This is a genomic window from Micromonospora echinaurantiaca, assembly GCF_900090235.1.
Taxonomy (GTDB): Bacteria; Actinomycetota; Actinomycetes; order Mycobacteriales; family Micromonosporaceae; genus Micromonospora; species Micromonospora echinaurantiaca.
In genome coordinates, this window is sequence record NZ_LT607750.1 from 691,342 (window position 1) to 708,168 (window position 16,827).

Consider the following 16,827-nt stretch of genomic DNA (forward strand, 5'->3'; position numbering starts at 1 on the left):
CACCTGACGTGGCAGCCGATTCCTGACCCGGTGGCACGACGTGACCCCACCAGCAGCGCGGCCACGGGCCTGGCGGGGACCGACGTCGAGCGCGGACAACCAGCCGGTGCGTTGGCGCCGTCGGCCGCCACCGGTTCGCGCCACCGGTTCGGGGGTACGTCCCGTTCTGGTGCTGCTCGCGGCGCACTGCCCCCGAAAGTCGGTTTGGGTTTCCGAGGCATCGGGCAATCAGGGGGCGCACACGAACACCACCCATCGTCAAAGACATTCATTGAAGGAGGGCGACCGTGGAGCTGACCGTCTGGGGCATCATCACTGCGCTCATCGTTGGTCTGATCGTCGGCGCTCTGGGCCGGCTGGTCGTGCCGGGCCGGCAGAACATGCCGATCTGGCTGCACATGCTGATCGGCGTCGGCGCCGCACTGCTCGGTACGGTGATCGCCCGCGCCTCGGGCTTCGCCGACACCGCCGGGATCGACTGGCGTGAGCTGCTGCTGCAGGTCCTGCTGGCCGCGGTCGCCGTGGCCCTGGTGGCCGGGGCGGGCCGTCGCCGGGGTGTCACCCACCGGTAAATCCGCACAGCCTGAACACCACGGGCGCCCGACCGGCAGGTCGGGCGCCCGTTCGTCTGCGTACGACCTGATTCGCCCCGTTGCCCGGCTGTCCCTCGGGGCGGGGCTGCGATACGGTCGCCTCGCTTCCGCCGGAGCGCCCACTGTCGTAAAGGAATTTTTCCTACTAAGGTGCGGCGGAGAAGGTTAATGCCAGACGGCGCGAGGGAGATATGGCGTGAACAGGTGGAAGCGGCTGGCTCCGGTCACCGCCGTCGTGGCCTCGGCCGCGATGGTGCTGGCCGGCTGCGGCGGCTCAGACGACGACGCAGCGGCCGACAACAGCAAGCTGACGGTCTGGATGATGGGCGAGGGCAGCGAGGCGCAGACCAAGTTCCTCGACGGCGTCGAGACCGAGTTCCGGCAGAAGCACCCGGACACCGACGTGGTGGTCCAGTACATCCCCTGGCTGGAAGCGCCGAAGAAGTTCCAGGCGGCGCTCGCCGGCGGTGAGGGCCCGGACGTCACCGAGCTGGGCAACACCGAGACCCAGGGCTGGGCCGCGCAGGAGGCGCTGGCCGACCTGACGGGCAAGTTCGGCGGCTGGGCCGAGGGCAAGGACATCCTCCCCGACCTGGTGCAGAACGCGCAGCTCGACGGCAAGCAGTACGGCGTGCCGTGGTACGCGGGCGTGCGCGGCATCTACTACCGCACCGACTGGTTCGCCGAGGCCGGCGTGCAGGTGCCGAAGACCTGGGACGACCTGGTCGCCGCGGCCAAGGCCGTGCAGGCGAAGAAGCCGGGCACCTACGGCATCGCCCTGCCCGGCAACTCCGAGCTGCCGTTCTACTCGTTCCTGTGGGGCGCCGGCGCGGAGATCGCCACCAAGCAGGGTGACTCCTGGAAGTCCGGCTACAACACGCCGGAGGCGCAGAAGGCCGTCAAGTTCTGGACCGACCTGGTGACCGTGCACAAGGTCGCCCCGCCGGCCGCCGCCGGCTGGAACGAGATCGACGCGCGGACCCAGTTCGCCACCGGCAAGGCGGCCATGGCGTTCGGCGGCAGCTGGCAGCAGGGCGCCATCAAGAAGGACAACCCGGAGATCGAGAAGGTCTGGGGCACGTTCCCGATTCCCGGCCCCGACGGCCAGCCCGCGCCCGCCTTCGCCGGCGGCTCGGACATCGCCGTCTGGCAGGACAGCGAGCGGCAGGACCTGGCCTGGGACTACCTGACCGTGCTGCTGAGCAAGAAGAACGACGCGGCGTTCGCCGAGAGCCTGGGCTTCTTCCCGGTCTACAAGGACCTGGTCGGTGGGGACAAGTACGCCAGCGACAAGATCATGGCGCCGTTCGCCACCGCCATGCAGAACACCAAGCTCACGCCGCTCACCCCGAAGTGGGTGGAGGTCAGCCGGACCAAGACGGTGACCCAGGCGATGAACAGCTCGGTCATCAAGGGTCAGAAGACGGTCGAGAAGGCCACCGCCGACGCGGCCGCGGAGATGGAAAGCATCCTCAACGCCAAGTGACCACGCTGACCGAGGTTCCGGAGACGTCCGCCGCGCGGGAGACCCCCGCGCGGCGGCGTCGCCGGCTGGACCGCCTCCCGTACCTGCTGCTCCTGCCCTGCCTGGTGATCATCGCCGTGCTGCTGCTCTGGCCGCTCGGCCAGGTCATCGCGATGTCCTTCTTCCGGCTGAACAACGTCCGCCAGCTGCGCGGCGACCGGGAGTGGCCGTGGGTGGGCTTCGAGAACTACGCCGAGATCCTCGGCGACCCGTTCTTCCTCACCGTGCTGCGCAACACTGTGCTCTTCGCGGTGGCCAACGTGGTGCTGACGATGATCCTCGGCACCCTGGTCGGGCTGCTGCTCAACCGGCTGGGCCGGAAGATGGCCGCGTTCGTGGCCAGCTGCGTGATGCTGGCCTGGGCCACCCCGGCGCTGACCGGCACCATCGTCTGGAAGTGGATCTTCGACGACACCAGCGGCCTGGTCACCTGGCTCTTCAACGCCCTGCCCGACGGGCTCTCGATGAGCCTGTTCGGCCGCAGCGACTGGACCGGCTACGGCTGGTTCAACTCGCCCCTGCTGTTCTTCTCGATCCTGACCCTGGTGGTGGTCTGGCACTCGTTCCCGTTCATCGCGGTGAGCGTGCTGGCCGGGCTGAAGAGCGTACCGAGTGAGCTGCACGAGGCGGCCCGGGTGGACGGGGCCGGCCCGTGGAAGGTGTTCTGGCGGATCACCTTCCCGCTGCTGCGGCCGGTCTTCGGGATCCTGATCGTGCTCTCCACCATCTGGGACTTCAAGGTCTTCACCCAGCAGTTCGTGCTCGCCGGCGGCACCCAGGACCGGCCGACGTTCATGCTCGCCATCTACTCGTACGCCGAGGCGTTCTCGCCGCCGCCGAAGTACGGCCTGGGCGCGGCGATCGCGGTGATCCTCACCCTGATCCTGCTCGTGGTGACCGGCTTCTACGTCCGCATGGTGCTCAAGCAGGAGGAGGACGCGTGACGCGACGCGCGGGCAGCGTAGGCGTGAAGCGGATCGCCCTCAACGGCGCGGGTCTGCTGGTGGCGCTCTTCGCGGCCTTCCCGGTCTACTGGATGATCGCCACCTCGCTGAAGCCGAGTTCGGAGATCTTCGCCAGCACGCCCCGGCCGGTGCCGAGCGAGCCGACCCTGGCGCACTACCGGGAGATCCTCACCGGCAACCTGATCCCCGGGGTGACCTTCGCCGACTTCTTCCTCAACAGCGCGCTGGTCGCGGTCTCCACCGTGCTGCTCAGCGGCCTGGTCGCGCTGCTCGCCGCGACCGCGGTGGCCCGGTTCCGGTTCAAGCTGCGGACCAGCTTCCTGATCATGCTGCTGGTGGTGCAGATGATCCCGCTGGAGGCGCTGGTCATCCCGCTGTTCCTGATGATCCAGCGGCTCGGGCTCTACAACACCCTGCCCAGCCTGATCCTCACCTACCTCGGCTTCTCGCTGCCGTTCGCGGTCTGGATGCTGCGCGGGTTCGTCGCCGCGGTGCCCAAGGAACTGGAGGAGGCGGCCGCGATCGACGGGGCCAGCCGGGCCCAGATCTTCCGCCGGATCCTCTTCCCGCTGGTGGCGCCCGGCCTGGTGGCGACCAGCATCTTCTCCTTCATCACCGCCTGGAACGAGCTGATCTTCGCGTTGACCTTCATCAACGACCAGGACCGCTACACCCTGCCGGTGGCGATGACCTTCTTCTTCGGCCGCGACGACACCGCCTGGGGGCCGGTGATGGCCGCCTCCACGCTGTTCACCCTGCCCGTGATCATCTTCTTCCTGCTGGTGCAGCGCCGGATGGTCTCCGGCCTGGTCGCCGGCGCCGTGAAGGGCTGAGCGGCGGGGCCTGACTAGGCTGATCACCATGACGGGCAGGCTGGCGGCGGTGAACCTCGGGATCGTCACCGAGGCGGAGTGGGCGGGCGATCCGAGCGGCCGCAGCGGCATCGACAAGCGGCCGGTGGACGGCCCGGTGCTGATCCGTACCGAGGGCGTGGCCGGCGACTTCATCGGCGAGCGGGCCCACCACGGCGGGCCGGACCAGGCCGTCTACGCCTACGCCGAGGAGGACGCCGCCTGGTGGGCCGCCGAACTGGGCCGGGCGATCCGCCCGGGCGGCTTCGGCGAGAACCTGACCACCGCCGCGGTCGACGTGACCGGGGCGGTGATCGGCGAGCAGTGGGCGATCGGGTCGGTGCTGCTCCAGGTGACCAAGCCGCGCACCCCGTGCACCACCTTCGCCGGCTTCTGGGGCGTACCCGATCTGATCAAGCGGTTCACCGTACGCGCGCTGCCCGGGGCGTACCTGCGGGTGCTGCGGGAGGGCGAGGTCGGCGCGGGCGACCCGGTCGAGGTGATTGAGCGTCCGGCGCACGGGGTGACCATCGGCGAGGTGTTCCGGGCGCTCAACCTGGAGCCGGAGCTGCTGCCCCGACTGCTGGACGCCCCGGATTTGCCCGAGCCGATCCGGGAGAAGGCCCGCCGCCGGCTGGCCGGCCGCGCGCCCCGCTGACCGGCCTTACGTCGGTGTGAAGGAAGTCCGGAAGAGCGGAACGGGCCCCGTCCCGCGAGGGGAGGGGGCCCGTCCGGCGTCGGGTCAGCGCAGCCAGGGGATGCTGCGGTCGAGCAGACCGCGCTCCTTGAGCTCCTTGCGCAGCGGGATCTCGTCGTCGATGTAGCCGTCCCAGTTGATGCCCCAGTAGTTCGCGGTGTGCGTGCCCTCACCGCAGAGCTGGCGCTGCACCGGGGTGCGGTTGGCCCACCACTCGCCGTCCTTGTCGATGTGCAGCTCGTCCAGCGGGCGGATCCACCGGTAGGTGTAGCCGACGAAGAGCATCTTGCGGGTGATGGTCGACAGGTTGGTCGACCGGGAGTGCCACTGGCGGCGGTCGAAGATGAACGCGTCACCCGGGTTGGCGGTGATCTCCACCGTGCCCTCCGGGTCCGGGTTGTGCACAGTGGTGTCCGCCGGGCGGGGCAGCGAGTTCCACAGGTGGCTGCCCGGGATGACCTTGGTGGCGCCGCGCCCGGTCTCCGACAGGTCGGAGAGCACGTAGGCGACCTTCAGCGAGAACATCGGCCGGGGGAGGTTCGGGTCCATCGTCTCCGGGTCGGAGTTCTGCCGGTACCCGTCCTGGTGCCAGCCCCAGTACGGCTTCTCCGGCTCCAGCGCCGGCGGGGTCACGTCCAGGTGGTTGTGGTGGCTGTAGATGTTCCACCCGGCCAGCCCCCACATGTACGGGAAGGCGATCGGGTGGGTGAGCAGGTCGCCGAAGAGCTCGTCCCGGTTCAGGAAGCCCAGCAGGTGCAGGGTGCCGTCCTTGGTGGTGTTGCCCTTGGCCTTCTCCTCGGCGTAGACGCGGTCGACCGCCGCCTCCAGCGCCGCCCGGTGGTCCTCCGTCAGGACGTTCCGCAGCAGCATGAAGCCCTGCTCGTGGAACTCCTTACGGTCAGTGTCGCTGATCGGCTCGTAACCGGTCCGGTCGCCGTAGTCGAACGCCACGTCGTACCCCTCCCCATGAGGCGAAACCATTGCTGGCACAGGCCGCCGATCGTAACGCGCTGCAAGGGCGGGCGGGAATGCCCGACCCGCCGCCGAGGCGGCGGTCGGACCATGGGCAGTGGTACGAATGCGGTGGGTATACCTCGAACGGCCACGTCGGGGCTATCGCCGGGAATGCCGGTTTGTGCGGTGACTGCGGGTAAGGAGATCGGGGTCCGTCACCCCTCGGCGAAGACCTCCGCCACCACCCGGGACTCCTCCGGGGAGCCGTCGGTCACCCGGTTCCAGGTGCCGCCCCGGGCGGTCCACTCCAGGTCGCCGAAGCGCACCCGCTTCAATCCGTGGTCGCTGGCGTGGGAGACCAGCCAGTGCGCGTACCGCCAGCCGCCGCGCTGGTCCGCGGCGGGCACGCTGAGGCCGGTCAGGTCGGTAGCGGCGACCGACGCGGCCAGGCCCCAGTCGAGGGCCAGCCCGCGGGTCAACGCTGCCGTCGCGGCGGTGCCGCGCAGCACCGGATCCCGGCCCACCGTGCAGGCGACCGCGCCGGTGGCGTGCCCGAGCAGCGCCCGGGTGAGCACCTGGGACTCGTCCGCCCACTTCTGGTACGCCTCCGGGAAGGCCGACCGCTGCACCTTCTGCGCCGCGTCGGTGACCCGCATCCGCTCCCAACCGCGCACCTTCTTCAGAGCCGCGTAGAACCGGTTCGCCGCGTACCGAGGATCGCGGATCTGCGCGGGAGTGCCCCAGCCCTGGCTCGGCCGCTGCTGGAACAGCCCGATCGAGTCGCGGTCGCCGCCGTCGAGGTTGCGCAGGCCGGACTCCTGGTACGCGGTGGCCAGCGCCACCACCACCGCCCGCTCCGGCATCTTCCGCTGGATCCCGATCGCCGCGATCGTCGCCGCGTTGGCCATCTGGTCGCCGTCCAGCGCCACCTCGCCGTCGGCCTGCACCTTGCAGGTGCGGCTGGCCAGCGGCAGCCGCAGCCCCTCGCCGAACTGGCGGACGACGTACAGGACCCCGATCACGGCGACGAGCACGAGGACGACTCCACCCGCCACGACTGCCCGAGTTCGCACCCACACCCCCTGTTCGACAGCCCGACAAGCGTACGTCCCCGGACGGCCCGTCCGGGTCGTCCGACCGGATCGGGCCCGGCCCCGGGGTTGCGTGCCCCGGCCGATGAGTGACCGGAAGGTTCCCGTTCCGGCAGGTTCCTCACCTGGACATCCGGCCCGCCCCGGGAGGCGTCATCCGGAAACCTCCGCCGCCTCGTCCAGCTCGGCCACCCAGCGCGGCGGACGCTTCTCCCGGAACGCCAGGACGCCCTCCCGACCGTCGTCGGAGAGGAAGAACCCGGTGGAGAGCTCGGCCAGGTCGGCGATCTCGGCGCGCAGGTCGGTGGCGGGCGGCCGGCCTAGCAGCCGCTTCGCCCCGGCGAGCGCGGCCGGCGCGCCACGGACCAGCGAGTCGCAGTACCGGGCGACCGCCGCGTCCAGCCCGTCGGCCGGCACCGCGGCGGTGACCAGGCCGATCTCGGCGGCCCGGCGGCCGTCGAAGGTGTCCCCGGTCAGGTACAGCTCCGCCGCCGCCCGCGGGTGCAGCCGGGGCAGCACGGTCGCCGAGATCACCGCGGGGATCACCCCGATCCGCACCTCGGTGAAGGCGAAGGTGGCCTCCTCGGCGCAGACGGCCAGGTCGGCCGCAGCGATCAGGCCGAGGCCGCCCGCCCGGGCCGGCCCGGCGACCCGGGCCAGCACCGGCTTCGGGCACTCCCAGACGGCGGCCAGCACGTCGCCGAGCATGCCCGCCGGCACCGTTCCGCTGGCGTACGCGGCGGCGGTCTCCTTCAGGTCGGCGCCGGAGCAGAAGACCGGGCCGGTGTGGTCGAGCACGATCACCCGGACCGTGTCGTCGGCGACCGCGGCGGCCAGGCCGGCGAGCAGCTCGGTCATCAGCGGGGTGGAGAGCGCGTTGCGGTTGTGCGGGCTGTCCAGGGTGAGGGTGGTCACCCCACGGGTCGTGGCGACCCGCACCAGCGCGTCGGGAGAGGTCATGCGGGCACACTAGTGGCCATGCCCGGCGTCCTTCCAGAAGGCGAACCCGTCCCGGTCGACGGTTCGCTGCCCGCCACCGCCACCCGCGCGGTCGGCGCGCGTGGCTTCGGCGTGTACGTGCACGTGCCGTTCTGCGCCAGCCGCTGCGGCTACTGCGACTTCAACACGTACACGGCGGCGGAGCTGGGCGGCGGGGCGAGCCGGGAGAGCTACGCCGACACCGTGCTGGCCGAGCTGGCGCTCGCCGCCCGGGTGCTCGGCGACGCCCCGCCGCCGCGGGTGGACACCGTCTTCGTCGGCGGCGGCACCCCGACCCTGCTTCCCGCCGACGACCTGGCCCGGATCCTGGACGGCATCGACCGCACCTGGGGGCTGGCCGCCGACGCCGAGGTGACCACCGAGGCCAACCCCGAGTCGGTCACCCCGGAGTCGCTCAAGACGCTGCGCGCGGCCGGCTACACCCGGATCTCGTTGGGCATGCAGTCCGCGTCGCCGGGCGTGCTGGCGATCCTGGACCGGACGCACAGCGCCGGCCGGGCCACCGCCGCCGCGGCCGAGGCGCGCGACGCCGGGTTCGACCACGTCAACCTGGACCTCATCTACGGCACGCCGGGGGAGAGCGCGGAGGACTTTGCCGCCTCGCTGGCGCAGGTGGTGGCGGCCGGGGTCGACCACGTCAGCGCGTACGCCCTGATCGTGGAGGACGGCACCCGGCTGGCCGCCCGGATGCGCCGAGGCGAGCTGCCGTACCCCAGCGACGACGTCGCAGCGGACCGCTACCTGGCTGCGGAGGCCGCGCTCTCCGCCGCCGGCTTCGCCTGGTACGAGGTCTCCAACTGGGCCCGCACGCCGGCCGGCCGGTGCCGGCACAACCTGCTCTACTGGACCGGCGCGGACTGGTGGGGCCTCGGCCCGGGGGCGCACAGCCACGTCGGCGGGGTGCGCTGGTGGAACGTCAAGCACCCCACGGCGTACGCCCAGCGGCTCGCCGCCGGGCGGTCGCCCGGCCTGGCCCGGGAGGTGCTCACCCCCGACGAGGCGCACACCGAGGACGTCATGCTCCGGCTGCGGCTCGCCGACGGGCTGCCGCTGGCCAGCCTGGACGCGGCCGGCCGGGCCGGCGCCGAGCGGGCGCTGGCCGACGGGCTGCTCGCCGCGCCCGAGTACGCGGCCGGCCGGGCCGTGCTCACCCTGCGCGGGCGGCTGCTCGCCGACGCCGTGGTGCGCGACCTGCTGCCCTGACCGGGGCTGCCCGGAGCCGGCCGGGGGAGCGGCCGGCCCGGGTCACCTGGTGAAGCTGTAGGTCATCGGGTAGCGGTAGAGCACGCCCTCGTTGGCCTTGAACCCGCCGATGATCCCGAAGATCAGCGGCACCAGCCAGACGAGCATCGGGACGAAGAACAGGATCCCGCAGGTGACCAGCGTGACCACCCAGCTCAGCACGCTGACGATCGTCCAGGTGAGCTGGAAGTTCAGGGCCGCGACGGCGTGCGCCCGGACGGTCGGCGACTGCTGCCCGCGCACCATCATCGCGATGAGCGGCGCCAGCCAGCCGAGCAGGCCACCGCCAATGATCACGCCCGCCGCGCCGCCGAAGTGGGCGATCAGGGCCCAGGTCTTGTCCTCGTTGTTGGCGTAGCCGGCGGGTGGGCCGTAGCCGCCACCGGCCGGGTAGCCGGGCCCCGGGGGGTAGCCACCGGGCGGCGGGTAGCCACCGGACGGGGGAGCGCCGGCTGGCGGAGGGTAGCCACCCGACGGCGGTTGGTCACCGGTGGGCGGCGGATAGCCACCGGGCGGGGGATAGCCGCCCGGGGCCGACGCCCCGGACAGTGGTGCGGTGGGTTCGTCACCGGCCGGCGGGCCGGGAACGGCCGACGGAGCGGTCGGGTCCGGCGGCGGTGCGCCGGGGCCGTCGGCTCCCGGGGGGCGAGGCGGTTCAGTCATGCACGTCACGGTAGGGGCAGCCGGCAAGGACGCACCAGAGCGACATCGACCGGCTTGTCCGGATGATCGGCCGGCGCGGGCGCACCGGTGGTCCGTCTTGATCATCGCGTCGGCGGGCCCGCCGACGTAGACTGGCACTCGCTACAGTCGAGTGCCAGGACGCGCCGCGCGGCCGGCAGTGCGCCGCCGGCCGACGTTGCGACAGGAGGTGGGGAGATGGGTCTCGACGACCGCAAGCTCGCGGTGCTGCGCGCGATCGTCGAGGACTACGTCGCCACGCAGGAGCCGGTCGGCAGCAAGGCGCTGGTCGAGCGGCACCAGCTCGGGGTCTCCCCGGCCACGGTGCGCAACGACATGGCCGTGCTGGAGGAGGAGGGCTACATCCGGCAGCCGCACACCAGTGCCGGCCGGGTGCCTACCGACCGCGGCTACCGGCTCTTCGTGGACCGGCTGTCCCGGGTCAAGCCGCTCAGCCCGGCCGAGCGCCGGGCGATCGAGCGGTTCCTGGTCGGCGCGGTCGACCTCGACGACGTGGTGCACCGCACGGTGCGGCTGCTGGCGCAGCTGACCCGGCAGGTCGCCGTCGTGCAGTACCCGAGCCTGGCCCGCTCCTCGGTGCGCCACCTGGAGCTGGTGCCGATCTCCACCACCCGGCTGATGCTCGTGATGATCGCCGACACCGGCCGGGTCGAGCAGCGGCTGGTCGAGATGCCCGGCCCGATTCCGGCCGACGACGTCCTCGACCTGCGCCGGCTGGTCAACGAGAAGCTGGTCGGCACCCGGCTGTCGGAGACCCCGCCGCTGGTGCAGGCGCTGGTCGACGAGGCCACGCCCGACCTGCGGCCGGCGATGGCCACCCTCTCCACCGTGCTGCTGGAGACGCTGGTCGAGCGGCACGAGGAGCGGATCGCGCTGGCCGGCACGGCCAACCTGACCCGCGGCGGACTGCTCGACTTCCAGGGCTCGCTGCGGCCCATCCTCGAGGCGCTCGAGGAGGAGGTCGTGCTGCTCAAGCTGATCGGCGAGGTCGAGCCGAGCACGCTGCGGGTCCGGATCGGCGACGAGAACGAGATCGACAACCTGCGCGCCGCCTCGGTGGTCAGCACCGGCTACGGCCCCGGTTCGACCATCGTCGGTGGTCTCGGCGTGCTGGGGCCGACCCGGATGGACTACCCCGGCACCATCGCCACGGTGAGGGCCGTGGCACGCTACGTGGGCGACCTGCTGGCCCAGAACTGACCAGGCAGTACCGACGGCCGGTTCCGGCCGGCGACCGGCGCAACGCGAGACGAACATGAGGACACGGAACGCAGTGGCCAGGGACTACTACGGCATTCTCGGCGTGAGCCGGGACGCCTCCGACGACGAGATCAAGCGCGCCTACCGCAAGCTGGCGCGGCAGTACCACCCGGATGTCAATCCGGATCCGGAGGCCCAGGAGAAGTTCAAGGACATCAACGCCGCGTACGAGGTCCTCTCGGACGACCGGAAACGGCAGATCGTCGACCTGGGCGGCGACCCGCTCGCCCCGGGTGGCGGGGGCGCGGGCGGCCCCGGGGGGCCCGGCGGCGCCGGCCCGTTCGTCGGCTTTCAGGACATCATGGACGCCTTCTTCGGCGGCGCGGGTGGCTCCCGCGGGCCGCGGCCGCGTACCCGGCCGGGCGCGGACGCGATCCTGCGGCTGGAGCTGGACCTGCACGAGACGGCGTTCGGCGTGGAGGCCCCGATCACCGTCGACACCGCCGTGCTCTGCACCACCTGCTCCGGCGCCGGCACGGCCGCCGGCACCCACCTGGCCACCTGCGAGGCGTGCGGCGGCCGGGGCGAGGTGCAGTCGGTGCAGCGCACCTTCCTCGGCCAGGTGGTCTCGGCCCGCCCGTGCACGGTCTGCCAGGGCTACGGCACCACCATCCCGCACCCCTGCCCGACCTGCGCCGGTGACGGCCGGGTCCGCACCCGGCGGTCGCTGACCGTGAAGATCCCGGCCGGCGTCGAGGACGGCATGCGGATCCGGCTGGCCCAGCAGGGCGAGGTCGGCCCCGGCGGCGGCACCGCCGGCGACCTCTACGTGGAGATCCACGAGCGGCCGCACGACGTCTACTCCCGCAAGGGCGACGACCTGCACTGCCGGGTCACCGTGCCGATGACCGCCGCCGCGCTCGGCACCCGGCTGACCATCAAGACGCTGGACAGCGAGGAGACCGTCGACGTCAAGCCGGGCACCCAGCCGGGCAGCACGCTGCGGCTGCGCGCCCGGGGCGTGCCGCACCTGCGCGGTACCGGCCGCGGCGACCTCTACGTCCACCTCGACGTGCGCACCCCCACCAAGCTCGACGCCGAGCAGGAGCGGATGCTGCGCGAGTTCGCCAAGACCCGGGGCGAGGAGGTCGCCGAGCTGACCAAGCAGGGCGGCTTCTTCTCCCGGATGCGCGACGCCTTCAACGGCCACGCCTGATCCGCCCGGCACGCCGCGCCGCGCCCCGGGCTCGGCGCGGCCGCGGCCGCGCCCCGGGTAGGGGCGGCCGCGGCCGTCAGCGGGCGGCGGGCGCGGCGCGGGTGACCGGCCGTCGCCCGCCTCACCGCCCCGGCCATCGGCGCGGCCGATAGCCTGAGCCGGTGTCCGCGCCGCTGTTCCTGGTCGAATCGTTGCCGACCGCCGACTCGCTGACCCTCGACGGCCCGGAGGGCCACCACGCCGCCACGGTGCAGCGCCTGCGGGTCGGCGAGGAACTGCTGCTCGCCGACGGGCACGGTGGCACGGCCACCGCCGTGGTCACCGCCGTCGGCCGGGGCAGCCTGGAACTGGACATCCGCTCCCGGGGGTACGTCGACGCGTCCGTGCCGCGGCTGGTGGTGGTGCAGGGCATCGCCAAGGGCGACCGGGGCGAGCTGGCCGTGCAGGCGATGACCGAGGTCGGGGTGGACGAGATCGTGCCGTGGGCGGCGGCCCGCTCGGTCACCCAGTGGCGCGGCGACCGGGGCGTACGGGCCCGGGAGAAGTGGGCGGCGACCGCCCGGGAGGCCGCCAAGCAGGCCCGCCGCGCCTGGCTGCCGGTGGTCGCCGGGGCACCGGACGAGTCCACCGGCACGGTGGCCCGCCGGATCGCCGGCGCGGCCGCCGCGTTCGTGCTGCACGAGGAGGCCGCCGACCGGCTGACCACCGCCGAGCTGCCCGATGCCGGCGAGATCGTGCTGGTGGTCGGCCCGGAGGGCGGCATCGCCCCGGCCGAGCTGGACGCGTTCACCGCGGCCGGCGCCCGCCCGGTGCGCCTCGGCTCCGCCGTGCTGCGCACCTCGACGGCGGGAGTGGCCGCGCTCGCCGTGCTGTCGGCCCGCCTGCACCGCTGGTAGCCGTTCCGCCCGCAGCACCCCCGACCGCACCGAGCAGTTGATCAGCCCTGGGCAGCGGCCATGGCGGCGTCCCGGAGCCGCGCGGCGGGTCGGGCCCGGTCAGCTGCGCAGGTAGGAGGCGCCGTTGAGGTCGACGATGGTGCCGGAGGCCCACTCGGCCTCGGGGGAGGCGAGCCAGTGCACAGCGGCGGCGATCTCCTCCGGGCGGGCGACCCGGTCGAACGGGCTCTGCGCCCGGACCGCCGCGCCGCGCTCGGCCTTCAGGTGCTCGTTGGTCATGTCGGTAGCCACGAAACCGGGCGCGACCGTGGCCACCGCGATCCCGTACGGGGCCAGCGCCACCGCGAGCGACTGGCCCATCGCGTTCAACCCCGCCTTGCTCGCCCCGTACGCCGGGTTGCCCGGCTCGCCGCGGAAGGCGCCGCGCGAGGAGACGTTGACGATCCGCCCGCCGCGCCCGCGCATGTGCTGGGCGGCGCACCAGGTGGCGTTGGCCGCGCCGAACAGGTTGGTGTCCAGGACCTCGCGCCAGCGCTGCCGCCACTGCTCGTAGCTGCTCTCGAAGACCGGGTGCGGCGGGTCGGCGGGCCCGAACACGCCCGCGTTGTTCACCAGCACGTCCAGCCCGCCGAGCCGTTCGGCGGCCTGGTCCACCATCGCCCGGACCGCGTCCGGGTCGGCGAGGTCGGCGCGGACCACGACGTGCCCGTCGCCGGGCAGTTGCGCGCGCAACTCCTCGGCCAGCTCCGCCGACTCCCGATGGTGGATCGCCACCCGGTCGCCGCCGGCCGCGAAGGCCCTGACCACCGCCCGCCCGATGCCGCGCGAGCCCCCCGTCACCAGTACCGCCCGTGAAGTCACGCCGGCCATCATGCCGGAGCGGTCCGGCCCTGCTCACCGGCCCCCGGCGCAGCGCATAACATGCCCGAATGGGAGCCGACTGCCTGTTCTGCCGCATCGTCGCCGGGGAGATCCCGGCCACCATCGTCCGGGAAACGGACACCACCCTCGCCTTCCGCGACATCGACCCGAAGGCGCCGGTGCACGTGCTGGTGATCCCCAAGGAGCACTACGCCGACGTGGCCACCCTCGGCCAGGGCGACCCCGCGCTGGCCGGTGCGGTGCTCGCCACGGCCGCCGCGGTGGCCGAGGACGAGGGGCTGCTCGGCGACGGGTTCCGGCTGATGTTCAACACCGGCACGTACGGCGGCCAGGAGGTCTTCCACGCGCACGCGCACCTGCTCGGCGGCGCGCCGCTCGGCCCGATGCTCTGCCGCTGACCCGTCGCCGCCCGCCGGCCCGCCGCTCCTCCTTACACTGCCCGGGTGACGGATGTGGGGGACCGCCTCGGGCGGATGGTGCGGTGGGTGCAGGCGCAGGCGCGGGTGCCGGCGGTGTCGGCGGCGCTGCACCGGTCCGACCGGCCGCTGTGGCAGTGCACGGTCGGCTGGACCGGCAACGACACCGCGCTCGACCCGGAGACCCGGTTCCGGATCGGCTCGGTCACCAAGACCTTCACCGCCGTGCTGACCCTGCAGTGCCGCGACGACGGCCTGCTCGACCTCGACGACCCGATCGGCCGACACCTCGACCTGCCGGCGCACGGCGAGCTGACCGTCCGCCGGCTGCTGTCGCACACCGCCGGCCTGCAACGGGAGCCGTACGGCGACGTCTGGGACACCCTGCGCGCCCCGGACGCCGACGCGCTCCTCGCCGACCTGGCCCGCGCCGAGCGGGTGCTGCCGCCGGGCCGCCGCTACCACTACTCCAACCTCGGCATGGCGCTGCTCGGCCGGATGGTCGGCGAGCTGCGCGGCGCCACCTGGGCCGAGGTGCTGACCGAGCGGGTGCTGACCCCGCTGGGGCTGACCCACACCACGGTGGCGCCCGGTCGGCGGGCCGCGACGGGCTTCCTGGTCGACACGTACTCCGACGAGGCGCACCCGGAGCCGCCGACCGACTTCGGCGCGGTCGGTCCGGCCGCCCAGCTCTGGAGCACCGCCGGCGACATGGCGCGCTGGGCCGCCTTCCTGGCCGACCCCGCGGCGCTCGACGCCGCCGGCCGGGTGCTCGCCCCGGCGACCCTGGACGAGATGCGCTGGCCGGTGACGATGACCGACGAGACGCTCTGGTCCGGCGGCTTCGGGCTCGGGCTGATCCTGGTCCCGCAGGGCCGGCGGATCATGCACGTCGGGCATGACGGCGCGATGCCCGGCTTCCTGGCCGCCGTTTACGGCCGGCGGGGCGGCGAGGGCACCGCCGGCGCGATGGGCGCGGCGGTGCTCGGCTCCTCCGGCACCGCGGCGGAGCTGTTCGAGCTGACCCACCGGCTGCTCAACGCGGCGGTGGAGCACGACCCCGCCGAGATCGAGCCGTGGCGGCCGGGCCCGCCCGCCCCCGAGGGGGTACGCGGGCTGCTCGGCCGCTGGTGGGGCGAGGGCTTCGAGTACGTCTTCTCCTGGCACGACGGGGCGCTGCGGGCGCGGGGCGCCGACGACCCGGCGGGGAAGCCGCCGGCGGTCTTCGCGCCGCTGCCGGACCAGCCGGACGTCTACCGCACGGTGTCCGGCCGGGAGGTCGGTGAGCTGCTCCGGCTGACCCGGGACGAGCGCGGCACGGTGGTCCGGATGCACTGGGCGACGTACCGGTTCACCCGCACCCAGGAGACCTTCGAGCGGTACGACTTCCGCGCCGGAAGCTGACCCGGGGGCGGCGGAAATGGGCGAGGTGCCACCCGTGTTGAACCGATACGATGGGTGTAACGTCCGCACGCCGCGCCAGCAGGGCCGGCGCTGATTCGAGAGCAGGTGGCGCAGGGCCCCTCGGCCCGACCTATGACCGGCACCCCACCTCCCGGCCCGCCTCGGGTGCAGACCAGGATCACGGTCCCCGATTCCAAGATCATGGTCAACCTGCTCGGCGCGGGTGACGAGATCCTGCGACTGGTCGAGCGCTCGGTGAACAGCGACGTGCACGTCCGAGGTAACGAGATCACGATCAGCGGCGCCCCGGCGGACAATGCCCTCGCCGAGCGGCTCTTCAGCGAGCTGCTCGAACTCATCGAGAAAGGCGAGACCCTGACCACAGACGCCGTCCGGCGTACCGTCGGCATGCTCGAGCAGGGCAGCGCCGAGCGGCCCGCCGAGGTCCTGACGCTCAACATCCTCTCCCGGCGCGGCCGCACCATCCGTCCCAAGACGCTGGGGCAGAAGCGCTACGTCGACGCGATCGACGTGCACACCATCGTGTTCGGCATCGGCCCGGCCGGTACCGGCAAGACCTACCTGGCCATGGCGAAGGCCGTCCAGGCGCTCCAGGCCAAGCAGGTCAACCGGATCATCCTCACCCGGCCGGCGGTCGAGGCGGGGGAGCGGCTCGGCTTCCTGCCCGGCACCCTGAACGAGAAGATCGACCCCTACCTGCGTCCGCTCTACGACGCGCTGCACGACATGCTCGACCCGGACTCGATCCCGAAGCTGATGGCGGCGGGCACGATCGAGGTCGCGCCGCTGGCGTACATGCGCGGCCGGACGCTCAACGACGCGTTCATCATCCTCGACGAGGCGCAGAACACCACGCCCGAGCAGATGAAGATGTTCCTCACCCGGCTGGGCTTCAATTCCAAGATCGTCGTCACCGGCGACGTGACCCAGGTGGACCTCCCCGGCGGCACGACCAGCGGCCTGCGGGTGGTCCGGGAGATCCTGGCGAACGTCGAGGACGTGCACTTCGCCCAGCTCTCCAGCTCGGACGTGGTCCGGCACCGGCTGGTCGGGGAGATCGTCGACGCGTACGCCCGCTGGGACGCCGAGCGGGAGAACCAGCAGGCGCAGAGCGTGCGCGCCGTGCCGGGGCGGGCCGCCCAGGGCGGCCGCGCCGGCCGGCGCCGCTAGACA

17 protein-coding genes are annotated in these 16,827 nt (G+C 72.8%); 12 read left to right on the top strand and 5 right to left on the bottom strand.

Annotation, left to right across the window (positions count from 1 at the left end; genetic code table 11):
- The first annotated feature begins 287 nt into the window (after positions 1-287).
- The 5 genes from GA0070609_RS03215 to GA0070609_RS03235 all read left to right on the top strand — a co-directional run bounded on the left by GA0070609_RS03215 (position 288) and on the right by GA0070609_RS03235 (position 4,592).
- On the top strand, positions 288-572 hold the full coding sequence (locus GA0070609_RS03215) for a GlsB/YeaQ/YmgE family stress response membrane protein (RefSeq protein ID WP_088992414.1): 285 nt from the start codon (positions 288-290) through the stop codon (positions 570-572).
- A gap of 217 nt (positions 573-789) precedes the next feature.
- Positions 790-2,079 (top strand): sugar ABC transporter substrate-binding protein, encoded by a 1,290-nt coding sequence (locus GA0070609_RS03220; protein ID WP_088992415.1) that lies wholly within the window; start codon positions 790-792, stop codon positions 2,077-2,079.
- The gene (locus GA0070609_RS03225; protein WP_088992416.1) at positions 2,076-3,062 is read left to right on the top strand and encodes a carbohydrate ABC transporter permease; all 987 of its coding nucleotides are present in this window, start codon (positions 2,076-2,078) and stop codon (positions 3,060-3,062) included. The genes GA0070609_RS03220 and GA0070609_RS03225 overlap by 4 nt, the downstream gene beginning before the upstream one ends.
- Before the next feature lie 23 nt (positions 3,063-3,085).
- On the top strand, positions 3,086-3,916 hold the full coding sequence (locus GA0070609_RS03230) for a carbohydrate ABC transporter permease (RefSeq protein WP_088992417.1): 831 nt from the start codon (positions 3,086-3,088) through the stop codon (positions 3,914-3,916).
- A 28-nt stretch (positions 3,917-3,944) separates the two neighbouring features.
- A complete protein-coding gene (locus GA0070609_RS03235) occupies positions 3,945-4,592 on the top strand; it encodes an MOSC domain-containing protein (protein ID WP_088992418.1) in 648 nt (215 codons plus the stop codon).
- Positions 4,593-4,676: 84 nt separating this feature from the next.
- Here GA0070609_RS03235 and GA0070609_RS03240 read toward each other — a convergent pair whose 3' ends face one another.
- The 3 genes from GA0070609_RS03240 to GA0070609_RS03250 form a co-directional block, all read right to left on the bottom strand.
- Complete coding sequence (locus GA0070609_RS03240; RefSeq protein ID WP_231928516.1) at positions 4,677-5,582, bottom strand: phytanoyl-CoA dioxygenase family protein; 906 nt, start codon at positions 5,580-5,582, stop codon at positions 4,677-4,679.
- 218 nt (positions 5,583-5,800) lie between these two features.
- Positions 5,801-6,664, bottom strand: a complete 864-nt coding sequence (locus tag GA0070609_RS03245; RefSeq protein WP_088992420.1) for a hypothetical protein — start codon at positions 6,662-6,664, stop codon at positions 5,801-5,803.
- Positions 6,665-6,829: 165 nt separating this feature from the next.
- Complete coding sequence (locus GA0070609_RS03250; protein ID WP_088992421.1) at positions 6,830-7,636, bottom strand: enoyl-CoA hydratase family protein; 807 nt, start codon at positions 7,634-7,636, stop codon at positions 6,830-6,832.
- 18 nt (positions 7,637-7,654) lie between these two features.
- On the opposite strand from GA0070609_RS03250, the gene hemW reads away from it, so the two are divergent.
- Complete coding sequence (gene hemW, locus GA0070609_RS03255; protein ID WP_088997456.1) at positions 7,655-8,878, top strand: radical SAM family heme chaperone HemW; 1,224 nt, start codon at positions 7,655-7,657, stop codon at positions 8,876-8,878.
- A gap of 42 nt (positions 8,879-8,920) precedes the next feature.
- Here hemW and GA0070609_RS34770 read toward each other — a convergent pair whose 3' ends face one another.
- Positions 8,921-9,580, bottom strand: coding sequence for a DUF4870 domain-containing protein (locus tag GA0070609_RS34770; RefSeq protein ID WP_088992422.1), 660 nt, complete (start codon positions 9,578-9,580; stop codon positions 8,921-8,923).
- A 216-nt stretch (positions 9,581-9,796) separates the two neighbouring features.
- Between GA0070609_RS34770 and hrcA the strand changes: the two genes are divergently transcribed.
- The 3 genes from hrcA to GA0070609_RS03275 all read left to right on the top strand — a co-directional run bounded on the left by hrcA (position 9,797) and on the right by GA0070609_RS03275 (position 12,931).
- Positions 9,797-10,819, top strand: a complete 1,023-nt coding sequence (hrcA, locus tag GA0070609_RS03265; RefSeq protein WP_088992423.1) for a heat-inducible transcriptional repressor HrcA — start codon at positions 9,797-9,799, stop codon at positions 10,817-10,819.
- A gap of 73 nt (positions 10,820-10,892) precedes the next feature.
- Positions 10,893-12,035, top strand: a complete 1,143-nt coding sequence (gene dnaJ / locus GA0070609_RS03270) for a molecular chaperone DnaJ (RefSeq protein WP_172899279.1) — start codon at positions 10,893-10,895, stop codon at positions 12,033-12,035.
- Between the two features lie 161 nt (positions 12,036-12,196).
- Complete coding sequence (locus GA0070609_RS03275; protein ID WP_088992425.1) at positions 12,197-12,931, top strand: 16S rRNA (uracil(1498)-N(3))-methyltransferase; 735 nt, start codon at positions 12,197-12,199, stop codon at positions 12,929-12,931.
- A 99-nt stretch (positions 12,932-13,030) separates the two neighbouring features.
- Here GA0070609_RS03275 and GA0070609_RS03280 read toward each other — a convergent pair whose 3' ends face one another.
- Positions 13,031-13,792: an SDR family NAD(P)-dependent oxidoreductase gene (locus GA0070609_RS03280; RefSeq protein ID WP_088997457.1), complete on the bottom strand. Its 762-nt coding sequence runs from the start codon at positions 13,790-13,792 to the stop codon at positions 13,031-13,033.
- 68 nt (positions 13,793-13,860) lie between these two features.
- On the opposite strand from GA0070609_RS03280, the gene GA0070609_RS03285 reads away from it, so the two are divergent.
- From GA0070609_RS03285 to GA0070609_RS03295, 3 genes are all read left to right on the top strand, one after another.
- Positions 13,861-14,211, top strand: coding sequence for a histidine triad nucleotide-binding protein (locus GA0070609_RS03285; protein WP_088992426.1), 351 nt, complete (start codon positions 13,861-13,863; stop codon positions 14,209-14,211).
- Between the two features lie 45 nt (positions 14,212-14,256).
- Positions 14,257-15,633 carry a serine hydrolase domain-containing protein gene (locus GA0070609_RS03290; protein ID WP_088992427.1) on the top strand — a complete coding sequence of 459 codons (1,377 nt, stop codon included), beginning with the start codon at positions 14,257-14,259 and terminating at the stop codon, positions 15,631-15,633.
- Positions 15,634-15,765: 132 nt separating this feature from the next.
- Positions 15,766-16,824: a PhoH family protein gene (locus GA0070609_RS03295; protein WP_088992428.1), complete on the top strand. Its 1,059-nt coding sequence runs from the start codon at positions 15,766-15,768 to the stop codon at positions 16,822-16,824.
- Positions 16,825-16,827: the final 3 nt, after the last annotated feature.